The sequence below is a fragment of the Marinovum sp. genome, from assembly GCF_048263515.1.
GTDB lineage: Bacteria > Pseudomonadota > Alphaproteobacteria > Rhodobacterales > Rhodobacteraceae > Marinovum.
Genome location: NZ_JBLXEC010000008.1, coordinates 118,818 through 132,321, shown reverse-complemented (window position 1 = coordinate 132,321; position 13,504 = coordinate 118,818). Strand labels below are relative to the sequence as shown.

Sequence of the window (13,504 nt, the reverse complement as noted above, 5' to 3'; positions counted from 1 at the left end):
CTCCCTTGGTTTTTTGCGTGTTGTATCAAGGCCTCAGCACGGCGTCAGGGCCTCAATTTCCTCGATCAGGTGGCCCGGTACCGTGACCTCCGCGCCTCCCTGCGCGGCGGCCCGTCCGGCCAGTCGGGACTGTCCCGGTAGGCGGGCACCTTCCTGCGCGGTGATGGCAGACAGCAGCGCTTCGAGCCTGTCGCCGAAACCCGCGACGGCGCCGGTGTCGAAGGCCAGGATCATCTGGCCGACACCGGGCGGCGGGCCCTCGGCCTCGAAAAACGAGCTGGCCTCGTCGGAGCGGTTGGCGCCGGTCAGCGTGGCGGCGAGGATTTCGACCACCAGCGCCAGGGCCGCGCCCTTGGCATCGCCCGCCGGCACCATGGTGCCGGCAAGGGCGGCGGCGGGATCTGTGGTGGGCTGGCCTTGCGCATCCAGCGCCCAGCCCTCGGGGATCGGCGTGCCGGCCTTCTGGGCTGCCATGACCTTGCCGCGCGCCACCTTGGAGAGCGACAGGTCGATCACCAGCGGCGGCGCCGGCGCCCGGGGCGCGGCAAAGGCAATCGGGTTGGTGCCAAAGAGCGCCGAGCTACCGCCCCAGGGGGCCATTGCCTTGGGCGTATTGGCCACCATCAGCGCGCTGAACCCGGCCTCGGCCAGCCGCTCCACATGGGCGCCAAGCTGGCCGCAATGGTGCGACCTGCGGATCGCCGCCATGGCAACGCCGGTCCGTGGTGTCAGGGCCTTGAGTTGGTCGATGGCCAGGTCGATGGCCGGGAAGGCCAGGCCATTGCCGGCATCGATATCGATCCGCGCGCCGCGCACTTGCGCCACTGGGCGCGCCTTGCCGGAAACCTTGCCGCTGCGCAGTTGGGCGGCATAGGCGGCGACGCGGGAAAAGCCGTGGCCCTTCTGACCGTCGATCTCGGCCGCCACCAGCGCTCTTGCGCTGCTGTCCGCCATGGCGGGCGAGGCGCCGCTGGCGGTGAAGGCGCGGGTGACCAGCGCCTCAGCCTCTTCGCGAGACATCAGGCGGTCAGGCATCGGCCTGCTCCAGCGCGCCGCGGACGTTCTCGACCGTGACGCTGCTGACGCGGACATTGCCCTCGCGGGTGACGCCGGCGATGTGTGGCGTCAGGATCAGGTTGGGCACATCCGCGAAGATCGCGGCCGCCTCGGCGGTCAGCGGCTCGACGGCAAAGACATCAAGTGCCGCACCCCCCAGCCGACCTTCGCGCAGCGCCGCGGCCAGGGCCGCCTCGTCGACGATGCCACCGCGGGCGGTGTTGATCAGCACCGCGCCGGGCTTCATCCGCCGCAGCGCATCGTCAGACAGCAGGTCGCGGGTCCCCTCGGTCAGCGGCACGTGCAGCGACAGCACGTCGGACGTGGCCAGCAGCTCATCGACCGAGCAGCGGCGCACGCCTTTCCAGGCCGGATCCCCGGCAGGCAGGAAGGGATCATGCGCGGCAATTGTCATGCCAAGCGCCCGGGCCCGTTCGGCCACCGCGCGGGCAATACCGCCATAGCCCAGAAGCCCCATTACCCGGCCAGAGGCTTCGCCGCCGATCAGCGCATTGCGCGGCCAGTCGCCGGCAATCATCGCGTTGTTTGCAGTGTAGGCACCGCGCAGTAGCACCAACGCGGCGGTAATGACGTATTCCGCCACCGAGAGCGTGTTCGCCCCGGTCGCGGGCTTTACCGCCACCCGGCGGGCGGCGCAGCCCTCGAGATCGATATTGTCGAGGCCGACACCCAGCCGGCCCACGACTCTCAGCTCCGGCGCCGCGTCGAGCAGCTCAGTGTCGACCCGTGTGCGGTTGCGCACGATCAGCGCCGCGGCATCCGGAAGGGCTGCAAGCAGCGCCTCCCGGTTGTCGACGAGATCGGGGTCGTAGACCACCTCTACCCCCGGCCCGAAGGCCGGCAGGGCAGAGGCATCCATGAATTCCGAGACAACCACCTTCATGATCACGCGCTGCGATAGAGCTTGGTCATCGAGAACTCGCGGTGGCCCAGCGCCTCGGCGGCGGTGTTGCGGCCGTTGGCGGTGCGGCGGATCATCTCGATCAGCGCGTCGCCGGCCTCGTCGATGGTCTGTTCACGGCGCAGGATGCCCGAGACGTCGACGTCGACGTGCTCGCTCATGGTGCGCACGGTGCGCGGGTTGGCGGTGATCTTGATGACCGGCACGATCGGGTTGCCGACCACGTTGCCCTGACCGGTCGGGAAGGTGTGGATTACCGCGCCGCCGGCGGCCATCAGGGTCACGCATTCGGCGGCTGCAGACGAGCTGTCCATGAAGTAGAGACCATTGCCCGACTGCGGCGCCTCGGCCGGTTCGAGAATGTCGATGAACTGCGAGGTGCGGCCGATCTTTTCGAGGTTGCCGAGCGCCTTTTCCTCGATGGTGGTCAAGCCGCCCTCGATATTGCCCTTAGTGGGCTGGCTGTCGGACAGGTCATCGGTCTGATGGGCAAAGATCACGTCGTCCTGATAGGCCTTCCACATCTTGTACCAGCGCTCGCCGACCTCTTCGTTGATCGCGCGTTTCTGGCAGATGTGCTCGGCGCCGGTGATTTCCGAGGTTTCGCCGAAGAAGCCGGTGATGCCTTCGGGCAGCAGCTTGTCGTACATGTTGCCGACGGTGGGGCAGGAACCCAGACCGGTGGTGGTGTCGCTCTCGCCGCATTTGGTCGAAACCCAGAGCTCGGAGATCGAACATTCCTCGCGCTGCACCTCGGTCGCCTTGTGGACAAAGTCCTTGGCGGCCCAGCTGGCGGCGCGGATGGTCTCGAAATCGCCCTTCTGTTCGATCGAGAACTCGGCCACTTCCTTGCCGGTGGCGCGGATGCCGTCGGCGATGCGTTTGGTCCAGCCGGGCTCGATGCCGATCACCACCACCGAATGCACGTTGGGGTTGGCGCCGGTGCCGATCATGGTGCGGAAGTGCAGGTCGAGGTCTTCGCCGAACTGCAGCCGGCCATAGGCATGCGGGATCGCCAGCGTGCCCTTGACGTTGTTGGCCACCGCCTCGCAGGCGGCGTTGGAGATGTCGTCGACCGGCAGGATGACCACGTGGTTGCGGACCCCGACCCGGCCGTTTTCACGACGGTAGGCCTGGACGGTCATGTTTGAATACTTCGATGCCATCTGGGGGCTCCTTACCAACGCTTCGTTTTGCAGTTGTGGGTGTGGACATGCGCGCCCTTGGGGATGTCGGCGATGATCTTGCCGATGTCCTCGCCGTATTTGATCGCGGTGTCGCCGTCCTTGAGGTCCTTGAGCGCGACCTTGTGACCGATCGGCACATCGGCTTCGGACGTCAGGCGAAAGGTGGAATTGTCGTGGGTGACGCAGACCAGCATGTCGGTGCCGGCGGTCAGCCCTTCGACCACGACGACGCCGACGTTGTCGTCATGCTCGTGGACCAGCAGGTGGGGAATTTCAGCCATTGGAAAGGGTCTCCTCTTACCCGGGGTGTGGTGAGGGACTCGTAACATGTATAAGAATTCTTATACAAGATATATTATAGAAAACTTGCGCAAGACATCCCGAGCCGGATGGTCTATCTTCGCGGTTCGGGGAGGCTGGTGAATGGCAAGACCACTGTATCAAACTGTAATCGACACCATCGTCGAGCGAATCGCCTCGGGCGTTCTGCCCTCCGGGGCGATGCTGCCGAGCGAGACCCAGCTGGGCGCCGAGCTGGGGGTCAGCCAGGGCACGGCGCGCAAGGCGCTGATCGAGTTGGAGCAGCGCGGGTTGGTGCAACGGGCGCAGGGGCGGGGGACCTTCGTCACCGTCCGGACGCCGGAAACCTCGCTGTTCAACTTCTTTCGCCTGCGCGAAAGCGAGAAGACGCTGGAGCAGCCGAAGCTGGAGCGGGAGGCGGTGCGGTCCCGTGCTGCCACCGAAGACGAGCGCGCCGCGCTGTTCGGCGCACCGGACAAGGTGATCGAGATCGAGCGGGTGCGCAGCCTTCAGGGCCGGGCGGTCACGCATGAGATCTCGGTGGTCTCGGCCACGATGTTCCCCGGGCTGGAGAACCGGCAACCGCTGCCCAACACGCTCTATGTCTTCTACCAGCAGGCCTATTCGGTAATCATCGTGCGGGCGGACGAGCGGCTGGGCGCCATCGCAGCCTCGGAGGCCAGTGCCGGGGCGCTGGGAATCGCGGTCGGCCTGCCAGTGATGGAGGTGCAGCGGCGGGCGGTCGATGTGCTGGACCGGGTGGTCGAGTTGCGCCGCAGCATCAACCTGACCGAGGACCTCGGCTACTTCATCTCGCTGTCATAGGCGCACGAAAAGGCCCCTCGCCGGGGGGGCGAGAGGCCGGTACCGGTTAAAGGCACATCTTACAGCCGGTCGGCCGAGAAAGTGTCACAGGCCGCGACCTGGCCGGATTCGTAGCCCCGGGCGAACCAACCGGACCGCTGTTCCGAGGTGCCGTGGGTGAAGGTATGCGGATTGGGCACACGACCCGCGCGGCGTTGCAGGTAATCGTCGCCGATCCGCCGGGCGGCATTCAGCGCTTCATCCAGATCGCCGGGCTCGAGGCTGCCTTGCACCGCCTGCGCCCAGACACCCGACAGGCAATCCGCCTGCAACTCCAGCCGCACGGTCAGCGCATTGGCCTCGCGCTCGCTCGATTGCTGGCGCGCCTGCTGAACCTGACCGAGGATGCCGAGTTCGTTCTGAACGTGGTGCGCCACCTCGTGGGCGATCACGTAGGCCGCCGCGAAATCGCCACCGGCGCCCAGCTCCTGCGAGAGCGTGGCAAAGAAGGCGGTGTCGAGATAGGCCTTCTCGTCCGCCGGGCAGTAGAACGGGCCGGTGGCGCCGCTGGCACCGCCGCAGGGCGACTGGGTGACGCCGGAAAACAGCACCAGCACCGGCGGCTCATAGGGGCGGCCGATCTGTTCGGGGAAGATCTGCGCCCAGACATCCTCGGTGGTGGCCAGAACCTGACCGGTGAACTGCGCGGCGCGCTCTTCTTCGGGCGAGATCTCGCGCGGGGCGCTGGAGGAGCTCTCGGTGAAGCCGGTGCCCTGCAACAGCGGGGTGACGTCGATGCCGGTGAAATAGCCGATGGCCAGCACCACCAGCAGGCCGACGCCGCCGATGCCGCCAGCCTTGGCGCCACCTCCCATGCGGCGGCGGTCCTCGATGTTGCGGCTGACGCGGGTGCCTCTCAGGCGCATGGGCGGTCTCCTCGCTGTGCGTGGTCGGTCTGGGGCCGGACAAGGCCTGCGGCAGGGGCCCGGGCCCCGCGCCGCCCTGCGCGATCCGGGATGACAACGGCGTGAGGCGCGGGAAAGTTCCGTCGCGTCGTGCCGCTCACGCTGCGCGCACCTCGTCGAGCCAGGCGCGGGCATCCTCGAGCCCGTCGCGCGGAAAGACCCTCAGACGGGTCGGCAGCAGCGCGCCGACGGCCCTGGCGATCGGGCTGATCCAGCCGATGTCGGTGACCACGGCGATATGGCTGATATGCGGGATCGCCTTGATGTCTAAGGAGATCCCCGGCAGCAGGATCGCCGGATCAAAGCCGGAAAAGCTGTCGACCACCTCGATCATCTGCACGGTGCCGTGGGTCTCGATGAAGGCCTCCATCGGCGTGACGATGCGCTGGTAATCGGCCTTGCTGATATGGCCGCCGACGGCGAATTCCACCCGCTTCCTGTCGGGGATCTCGATATAGGTGATGCTCATCTGCGACGCTCCTCCTGTCGGTCTGCGGGGCCAGTCTGCCCCGGGCCCGCGCCGCGCGCCCTGACCTGGATCAACGTTTGCGCCGCCCGCCGGCGCTGCGGGCATGGAACTCCGGCGGGCGTTTGGCGACCCAGCGGATGAACCGCGCGAGCCTTGGATGGGCGCGCAGCGCCTCGGGCGTGTTGAAGTCGCGCGCCAGCTCGGCCTCGGTCAGGGTGGCATGGATCTCGTTGTGGCAGATCTGATGCAAGAGCACCGTCGGCCCGTGCTTGCCGCCCTTGAGCTTGGGGGTCAGGTGATGCAGCGACTGCCTGGCGCCCTTGGGGATCGGGCGGCCACACAGCGGGCAGAGCGGGGCGGATGCGTCGGTCATCGCCCCCAAATCTAGCGGCAAGCGGGGCGGGGAACAGCCCCCCGGAGGCGCTATGGCGCGGGTTTGCGGGGAAATCGCCGGGGTCGGAAACCTTGCCTCGCGCGTCACATCGCGGCATCAGGGTGGGAACGCTAAAGCGATGTGGGGACGGGAATGGACTTCGATCTCGCCGGCCAGCCGGAGATTGTGCAGCAGGCCTGGGGCTACGGGCTGCAGGGCTGGGACCTGGCCAAGGGCTGGCTGCTGAGCCCTGAGGCCTGGTCGCAGTTCGGCCTGTTGCTGCTGGCGTGGTTCATCGCCAAGCTGGTCAATCGCAAGCTGCAGCCGGTGCTGACCCGATGGCTGACCCCGCCGGAGGGACATCTGGGACTTCTGTCAAAGGCGCGGCACTTCCTGCGCCAGTTCCTGCCGCTGCTGCTGCCGGTGCTGGCCTATGCCTTCACCGGCGCGGGCGAGGCGGTGGTGCGCTCGATATTCGACAGCGGCGCGGTGATCGCCCTGGGCAAGCGGTTGTTCCTGTTTCTCGCGGTGCGCATCCTGGTGCGCGACATCATCACCGATCCGCTGTTCAAGATGCTGGGCAAGTTCGTCCTCGTGCCGGTGGCCGGGCTCTATGTGCTGGGCGTGCTCGACCTGGTGCAGCTGCGGCTGGCCGAGACCATCGTGCCCTTGGGCAACCTGTCGTTCTCGGTGTTGTCGCTCATCCAGTTCATCATCGTCGGCGGCATCATCTTCTGGATGGGCCGCTGGTCCAAGGATCAATCCGCCGCGCTGATCCACAAGAACGAGGACATGCGCCCTGCCACCCGGCAACTGGCGGAAAAGGCGGCGGAAATCGCCATCTTCGGCGTGGCCTTTCTGGTTTTCATGAACATCATGGGGATCGATCTGAGCACGCTGGCGGTGCTGACCGGGGCGCTGGGCGTGGGCATCGGCTTCGGCCTGCAGAAGATCGCCTCGAACTTCATCTCGGGGGTGATTCTGCTGCTCGAGGGTCAGGCCACGGTGGGCGATTACGTCGAACTGGACGGCGGCGAGGCCGGAACGATCATCAAGATGACCGCTCGCGCCGCCATTCTGGAAAGCTTCGATGGCCGCTGGATCGTGGTGCCGAACGAGGATTTCATCGTCACCCGCGTGGTCAACTACTCCGACCAGGGCAGCGCCAACCGCTTCGAGGCGCCGTTCTCGGTGAGCTATGACACCGACATCAATCGCGTGCCGGCGATCATCGAGGCGGCGGTCAGCACGCATCCCCGGGTGCTCGACGCGCCCTATCCGCCGGATTGCGAGCTGCGGGGTTTCGGCGAGTCGGGCGTTGATTTCGCGGTGGAATTCTGGGTCAACGGGCTGGACGACGGGCCCAACAAGTTCACCTCGGACGTGCTCTTCCTGATCTGGAACGCGCTCAAGGACAACGGCATCGAGATCCCCTATCCGCACCGCGTGGTCGAACTCAAGGCCGATGCGGCGGCTCTGGCGGGGCAGGGTGTTGCGCCCTCTGCAGCCGGGGCATGAAGGTCGCGGCACTGGTGATCGGCGGCGGCCCGGCCGGGCTGATGGCGGCCGAGGTGCTGGGGCAGGCGGGGCACGAGGTGCTCTTGGCCGAGGCCAAGCCTTCGCCCGCGCGCAAGTTCCTGATGGCCGGGAAATCAGGGCTGAACCTGACCAAGGCGGAAGCGCCCGAGGCTTTCCTCGCGGCGTATGGCGCCCGCGCTGAGGCGCTGCGCCCGATGCTGGATGCGCTGGGGCCTGATGCGGTGCAGGGCTGGGCCGAAGAGCTGGGCCAGCCGCTGTTCACCGGCCCCACCGGCCGGGTCTTTCCTAAGGCGATGAAGGCCTCGCCCCTGCTGCGCGCCTGGTTGGCGCGGCTCGACGGGCTCGGCGTGACGCGCCGCACCCGCTGGCGTTGGCAAGGCTGGGACGGCAAGGCGGCGGTCTTCGCCACGCTGGAGGGCGCGCAGCGGGTCACGGCAGGGGTCACCGTTCTGGCGCTGGGCGGCGCCAGCTGGGCGCGGCTGGGCTCCGACGGGGCCTGGGCCGATATCCTGAGTGCCGAGGGCGTTCCGCTGGCCCCGTTCAAGCCCGTCAACATGGGATTTGAAGTGCCTTGGTCGCCGCATATGGCCGCGCGCTTCGGCCAGCCCATCAAAGGTGTCGCCTGGCACGCCGGCGACACGATCAGCCGCGGCGAGGCGGTGATTTCCGAGCGCGGCCTCGAAGGCGGCGGCATCTATGCGATCTCGGCGGCGGTGCGCGATGGCGCGGCGCTGACCGTCGATCTGGCCCCCGACACCGCTCTTGCGACTCTGGCCCGACGCCTCGCCAAACCGCGCGGCAAGATGTCGGCGGCGAACTTCCGGCGCAAGCAGGCGCGGCTCGACCCGGTACAACAAGCGCTTCTGCTGGAGTTCGGCCAGCCGCTGCCCAGCGACCCGCAGGCGCTGGCGCAACTGATCAAGGCGCTGCCCATCCGCCACGCCGGCCCGCGCCCGATGGACGAGGCCATCTCCACCGCCGGCGGCCTGCCTTTCGAGGCGCTGACCGAGGGGCTCGAACTGAAGGCCCGGCCAGGTGTTTTCGCCGCCGGCGAGATGCTTGACTGGGAGGCGCCCACCGGTGGCTACCTGCTGACCGCCTGTCTTGCCACCGGTGCTTGGGCCGGACATCACGCGGCGGCTTGCCTTGCCGGACGGCCTGTGTAATCCAAGGCCGTTTTCTAAGGAGGTCTCATGAACGCCGGTTTGATCCTGCTGACGCTGGGCTATGTGTTCAGCCAGTTCTTTCGCTCGTTCCTCGCTGTTCTGGCCGAGGTGCTCGAGCGTGACATCGGCGCGCGCCCCGATGATCTTGCCACCGCCTCTGGCACCTGGTTCCTGGTCTTTGCGCTGATGCAGATCCCCGTGGGCGCGGCGCTTGACCGGATCGGGCCGCGCCGCACTTCGGCGGTGCTCTTTGCCATCGGCGGCGCGGGCGGTGCGGCGGCCTTTGCGCTGGCGCAGACCCCGGCGCATGTGACCTTCGCCATGGGGCTGATCGGGCTCGGCTGTTCGCCGGTGCTCATGGCCTCCTACTACATCTTCGCGCGCACCTACCGCCCGGCGATCTTTGCCTCGCTGGCGGCCACGGTGCTGGGCGTCGGCACGCTGGGCAACCTTGCCGGCACCCTGCCGCTGACCCTGCTGGTCGAGGCCATCGGCTGGCGCGAGACGCTCTGGACGCTGGCCGCGGCGACAGCGGTGATCGCGCTCGGCATCTTCCTCGTGGTGCGCGATCCGCCGGCCGCCGAGACAACACAGCGTGGCTCGGTGCTCGACCTGCTGCGACTGCCGGCGCTCTGGCTGATCTTTCCAATGATGTTCGTCAACTATGCCGCCGCCGGCGGGCTGCGGGCGGTGTGGATCGGGCCCTACCTGCGCGACGTGCACGGGCTGACACCCAATGCGGTCGGGCTGGCGACGCTGGCGATGGGCGTGGCGATGATTGCCGGCACCTTCGCCTATGGCCCGCTCGACCGCTGGCTCGGTACCCGCAAATGGGTGATCCTGCCGGGCAATGCGCTGGTGGTGCTAGGCTGCACCGCGCTCTGGCTCTGGCCGGTCTCCGGCGTGACCGCGGCGATTGCGCTGTTCTGCATAGTGGGCTTCTTCGGCATGACCTTTCCGATGATCCTGGCCCATGGCCGCAGCTATGCGCCGGCCCATCTGACCGGCCGCGGAGTGACGCTGATGAACCTCTTCGGCATCGCCGGCGTGGGCATCTTCCAGGTGGTCACCGGGCGGGTTCAGGAGGCCGCGGCCACCAGCGGCCCGGTCGAGGCCAGCTATGCGCCGGTCTTTGCCATCTTTGCGCTGATCACCCTGGTCGGGATGATCCCCTACCTCTTCAGCCGCGACCGGCTGGACTAAGGCACCTTGCAGGCACCTTGGGCGCGGCCCCGGCCCCCGGGCCCGGTCGCGCCGCGCCGGGCCTGCCCGGAAGCCTCGGCGAATGCCCCTTTCATAAATCGGCGCAACCCTGTATCAGGCGCCCCATTCACATTGAGACGAAGGAAAAGGAACCGATGGGTTATCGTATCGTCGTCGCAGGTGCCACGGGCAACGTGGGCCGCGAAATGCTCAACATCCTCGCCGAACGGGGCTTCCCGGTCGACGAAATCGCAGTGCTGGCTTCGCGCCGGTCGCTGGGCACCGAGGTGAGCTTTGGCGACAAGACGCTCACGACCAAGGACATCGAGGGCTTTGACTTCTCCGGATGGGACATGGCGCTCTTTGCCATCGGGTCCGACGCGACCAAGAAATACGCGCCGATCGCCGCCGCCGCCGGCTGCGTTGTCATCGACAACTCCTCGCTCTATCGCTACGACCCGGACGTGCCGCTGATCGTGCCCGAGGTGAACCCCGAGGCGATCGAGGGCTATTCCAAGAAGAACATCATCGCCAACCCCAACTGCTCGACCGCGCAGATGGTGGTGGCGCTCAAGCCGCTGCACGACCGCGCGAAGATCAAGCGCGTCGTGGTCTCGACCTACCAGTCGGTGTCGGGCTCGGGCAAGGAAGCCATCGACGAGCTCTGGGACCAGACCAAGGCGGTCTACAACCCGACCGACAACTACGAGCGCAAAGTCTACACCAAGCAGATCGCCTTCAACGTCATTCCCCACATCGACGTCTTCCTCGAGGACGGCTCGACCAAGGAAGAATGGAAGATGGTCGCCGAGACCAAGAAGATCGTCGGCCCCTCGATCAAGGTCACCGCGACCTGCGTGCGGGTGCCGGTCTTTGTCGGCCACTCCGAGTCGCTGAACATCGAGTTCGAGGAGCACCTCGACGAGGACGAAGCGCGCGACATCCTGCGCGAGGCGCCGGGCATCATGGTGATCGACAAGCGCGAGGACGGCGGCTACGTGACGCCGATCGAATGCGTCGGCGATTACGCCACCTTCATCAGCCGCATCCGTCAGGACAGCACCATCGACAACGGTCTGAACCTGTGGTGCGTGTCTGACAACCTGCGCAAGGGCGCGGCGCTGAACGCGGTTCAGATCGCCGAAACCCTGGGCAACCGGGTGCTGAAGAAGGGCTGATCGCCTTTGACAGACTGGATTGGAGGGGCCGCCGAGTGCGGCCCTTTTTCGTTTGGCTGGCTCAGAACGGCTCGATCAGATCATCCGAACGGCCGAGGTGCCGCACCACCAGATGGTCATGCGAATGGCCGGGGAAGGGCGCGTTGAAGCGGCGCATCAGGCTGGCGTAGCTGTGGCCCAACTCCGAGGCCTTGCAGAGCCTGCGCCCTTGCGGAAAATCATGCAGCGCCAGGCCGCCGCCGGCCTCTCTCAGCACATATCCCTTGGCCCGCAATCGTGCCTGCAGATCGGTCCAGCCCCGCGCCTGTCCCAGATCGGCGGCGAGGAGCGACCGCAAGGGCGCGAGGAGCTGCTCCTCCGTCCTGGCGGACGTCCTCGCGGGGCGGGTGTTGCGTTTCAGCTCGGCCGCCAGCGCATCGCGCACCACCTGTCCGACGCTGACATCGCGCTGCTTTGCCAGCGTCTCGGCAGCCCGCAGCAGCGGCTCCTGCAGCTTCATCGTGATCCTGTGCATCTCCATGCGCCCAGAGTGCCCACCGAGGGTTAACCCCCGGTAAACGCTCACCTTCTTCACTCAATATTCACGCATGCGAAACAATCTGTGCTTCGAGAGCCGCTTTGCACAATATGTGAAAACATTCGTCACGGTGTTGCCACATTCGAGTCGCAGGCTAATTGGGTAGGAGGTAATGAGTATGATGAAACACATAGAAATCCCCGCCAAGGCCAGCCCCTCAGAGGTGCGCTGGCGCGGGTCCGAGAGTAGCAATCGGCTCGATTGCGAAACCGGTGTTCTGCTGCGCGCGATGCTCGCGCCGGTGTTCCAACAGGCAACAAGCTGGGCCAATCTGCGCCGCAAGCTGGCAAGCAAGGGCTTCGGCCTCGGCTTCTATCAGGGGCGTCTGGTGCTGACCGACCGAAACAGCGGCGAGCGGATCTGCTCGTGCAAGTTCCTCGGTCATCCGCTGCGGGCGCTGAGCCAGCGGCTCGGTCGCGCCAAGGTTCTGGCCTCGCGCGATGGCATGGGCCGGGGCGTCATTCTCGCCTGATCCGGCCCGCGCCTCTTGCGGGTCAGCCCACCGGGCGGAACTGGTCCGATGCCGGGTTGTATTCCTCGAGCGCGCCCTCGCCGATGCCGGTCCAGAGCCCGTGCAGCGACAGCTCACCGGTCTTGACGCGCTCTTCGACGAAGGGGAAGGTCATCAGGTTCTCGAGCGAGATCACCACCGACCGTTTCTCCAGCGCGCGCGACTGCTCCTCGCCCTCGGGCGCCGACTTCACCGACTCGTATCCGGGACGAAGGATGTCCATCCAGCGCCCGACAAAGGAATTGGGTTTCTCCAGTTCCGGCGCCTTGCCGTTGCACATGTCGATGCAGCCCTGCACCCCGCCACATTGCGAATGTCCCAGCACGATCAGATGCGCGACCTTGAGCGCGGTGACGGCATATTCCACCGCCGCCGAGGTGCCGTGGTTGGCGCCGTCGGGCGCATAGGGCGGCACCAGGTTGGCGATATTGCGGTGAATGAAGAATTCGCCGGTGTCCGCCCCGAAGATCGAGGTCACATGAACCCGGCTGTCACAGCAGGAAATCACCATGGCGCGGGGCCGCTGCCCCTCGGTTGCCAGTCGGCGGTACCAGGCGGCGTTTTCGGCGTAATCGGTGGCTTTCCATCCCTGGTAGCGTTGCACCAGGTACTTCGGCAGGCTTTTCGCATGTTCCATCGGCGGTCTCCCGTCAGTCATTCTGCCGCAGGGTAATACGCGCGAACTGCCGCGAATTCGAGCGAAATAATGCAACTGCCTCAAGGTTTCGCAAATGATTTGACGCCATGATGGTCCCAGCCGTGGGGGCGTGAGGAATGGTGGGAACCGTGGAACAGGTACAAATGCTCGCATACCGAGAAGGTGTCAGGCTCGATCAGCGACGGATCGAGGAACTTTATCAACGCATGGGCGACGTCGGCGCCGAGGATGTGGTCTGCCGCGCGCTCGAAGAGATCGCGGTGCGCATGTCCTATGCCAACAAGCTGCACAAGCGCGGCGACCTGGCAGAGATGCGCAAATGTCTGCGCTCTCTGGCGAAGATCGCCGATCAGATCGGCATGATCGCCCTGTCAGAGGTGGCGCGCGATGTCTGCACCTGCATCGACCAGAACGATGCGGTGGCGATGGCCGCCACGCTGTCGCGGCTGGCGCGCACCGGCGATGGCTCGCTCACCGCGATCTGGGACCTGCAGGAATTCATGATCTAGGCCGGGCAGGGCCGGGCGACGCGACGCAAAGGCACCTCTGCTCTTGCAGGTGCGAACGGGCAGGATAGGCTGCGGCGAAACCCATTC

General features: G+C 66.5%; 16 protein-coding genes. 7 read left to right on the top strand and 9 right to left on the bottom strand.

The window, feature by feature from the left end:
* Positions 1–33 precede the first annotated feature (33 nt).
* The 4 genes from ACN0SE_RS10105 to ACN0SE_RS10090 are packed head-to-tail and all read right to left on the bottom strand — an operon-like array spanning position 34 to position 3,446.
* On the bottom strand, positions 34–1,035 hold the full coding sequence (locus tag ACN0SE_RS10105) for an Ldh family oxidoreductase (RefSeq protein WP_417524389.1): 1,002 nt from the start codon (positions 1,033–1,035) through the stop codon (positions 34–36).
* Positions 1,028–1,960: a hydroxyacid dehydrogenase gene (locus ACN0SE_RS10100; RefSeq protein ID WP_417524388.1), complete on the bottom strand. Its 933-nt coding sequence runs from the start codon at positions 1,958–1,960 to the stop codon at positions 1,028–1,030. The genes ACN0SE_RS10105 and ACN0SE_RS10100 overlap by 8 nt, the downstream gene beginning before the upstream one ends.
* Positions 1,961–1,962: 2 nt before the next feature.
* On the bottom strand, positions 1,963–3,123 hold the full coding sequence (locus tag ACN0SE_RS10095) for a UxaA family hydrolase (protein WP_417524387.1): 1,161 nt from the start codon (positions 3,121–3,123) through the stop codon (positions 1,963–1,965).
* Positions 3,124–3,155: 32 nt separating this feature from the next.
* Positions 3,156–3,446: a UxaA family hydrolase gene (locus tag ACN0SE_RS10090; RefSeq protein WP_417524386.1), complete on the bottom strand. Its 291-nt coding sequence runs from the start codon at positions 3,444–3,446 to the stop codon at positions 3,156–3,158.
* A 142-nt stretch (positions 3,447–3,588) separates the two neighbouring features.
* Here ACN0SE_RS10090 and ACN0SE_RS10085 point away from each other — a divergent pair, with 142 nt between their 5' ends.
* Positions 3,589–4,290 (top strand): GntR family transcriptional regulator, encoded by a 702-nt coding sequence (locus tag ACN0SE_RS10085; protein WP_417524385.1) that lies wholly within the window; start codon positions 3,589–3,591, stop codon positions 4,288–4,290.
* 59 nt (positions 4,291–4,349) lie between these two features.
* On the opposite strand, the gene ACN0SE_RS10080 is transcribed toward ACN0SE_RS10085, so the two are convergent.
* From ACN0SE_RS10080 to ACN0SE_RS10070, 3 genes are all read right to left on the bottom strand, one after another.
* A complete protein-coding gene (locus ACN0SE_RS10080; protein WP_417524384.1) occupies positions 4,350–5,195 on the bottom strand; it encodes a neutral zinc metallopeptidase in 846 nt (281 codons plus the stop codon).
* Between the two features lie 136 nt (positions 5,196–5,331).
* Positions 5,332–5,703, bottom strand: coding sequence for an STAS/SEC14 domain-containing protein (locus ACN0SE_RS10075; protein WP_417524383.1), 372 nt, complete (start codon positions 5,701–5,703; stop codon positions 5,332–5,334).
* A gap of 70 nt (positions 5,704–5,773) precedes the next feature.
* Positions 5,774–6,076, bottom strand: coding sequence for an HNH endonuclease (locus ACN0SE_RS10070; protein WP_417524382.1), 303 nt, complete (start codon positions 6,074–6,076; stop codon positions 5,774–5,776).
* 153 nt (positions 6,077–6,229) lie between these two features.
* Between ACN0SE_RS10070 and ACN0SE_RS10065 the strand changes: the two genes are divergently transcribed.
* The 4 genes from ACN0SE_RS10065 (at position 6,230) to ACN0SE_RS10050 (ending at position 11,162) form a co-directional block, all read left to right on the top strand.
* Positions 6,230–7,594 carry a mechanosensitive ion channel family protein gene (locus ACN0SE_RS10065; protein WP_417524381.1) on the top strand — a complete coding sequence of 455 codons (1,365 nt, stop codon included), beginning with the start codon at positions 6,230–6,232 and terminating at the stop codon, positions 7,592–7,594.
* The gene (locus ACN0SE_RS10060; protein ID WP_417524380.1) at positions 7,591–8,781 is read left to right on the top strand and encodes a TIGR03862 family flavoprotein; all 1,191 of its coding nucleotides are present in this window, start codon (positions 7,591–7,593) and stop codon (positions 8,779–8,781) included. The genes ACN0SE_RS10065 and ACN0SE_RS10060 overlap by 4 nt, the downstream gene beginning before the upstream one ends.
* Before the next feature lie 27 nt (positions 8,782–8,808).
* Positions 8,809–9,984: an MFS transporter gene (locus ACN0SE_RS10055; protein ID WP_417524379.1), complete on the top strand. Its 1,176-nt coding sequence runs from the start codon at positions 8,809–8,811 to the stop codon at positions 9,982–9,984.
* A gap of 155 nt (positions 9,985–10,139) precedes the next feature.
* Entirely contained in the window at positions 10,140–11,162 is a 1,023-nt protein-coding gene (locus ACN0SE_RS10050) for an aspartate-semialdehyde dehydrogenase (RefSeq protein WP_417524378.1), read from the top strand.
* A gap of 61 nt (positions 11,163–11,223) precedes the next feature.
* Here the strand turns inward: ACN0SE_RS10050 and ACN0SE_RS10045 are convergent, their stop codons facing one another.
* Positions 11,224–11,676 (bottom strand): hypothetical protein, encoded by a 453-nt coding sequence (locus ACN0SE_RS10045; RefSeq protein WP_417524377.1) that lies wholly within the window; start codon positions 11,674–11,676, stop codon positions 11,224–11,226.
* Positions 11,677–11,857: 181 nt separating this feature from the next.
* On the opposite strand from ACN0SE_RS10045, the gene ACN0SE_RS10040 reads away from it, so the two are divergent.
* Complete coding sequence (locus tag ACN0SE_RS10040; protein ID WP_417524376.1) at positions 11,858–12,211, top strand: hypothetical protein; 354 nt, start codon at positions 11,858–11,860, stop codon at positions 12,209–12,211.
* 22 nt (positions 12,212–12,233) lie between these two features.
* Here ACN0SE_RS10040 and ACN0SE_RS10035 read toward each other — a convergent pair whose 3' ends face one another.
* Positions 12,234–12,887 carry a carbonic anhydrase gene (locus ACN0SE_RS10035; RefSeq protein WP_417524375.1) on the bottom strand — a complete coding sequence of 218 codons (654 nt, stop codon included), beginning with the start codon at positions 12,885–12,887 and terminating at the stop codon, positions 12,234–12,236.
* A 164-nt stretch (positions 12,888–13,051) separates the two neighbouring features.
* Between ACN0SE_RS10035 and ACN0SE_RS10030 the strand changes: the two genes are divergently transcribed.
* Complete coding sequence (locus ACN0SE_RS10030) at positions 13,052–13,417, top strand: hypothetical protein (protein ID WP_417524374.1); 366 nt, start codon at positions 13,052–13,054, stop codon at positions 13,415–13,417.
* Positions 13,418–13,504 lie beyond the last annotated feature (87 nt).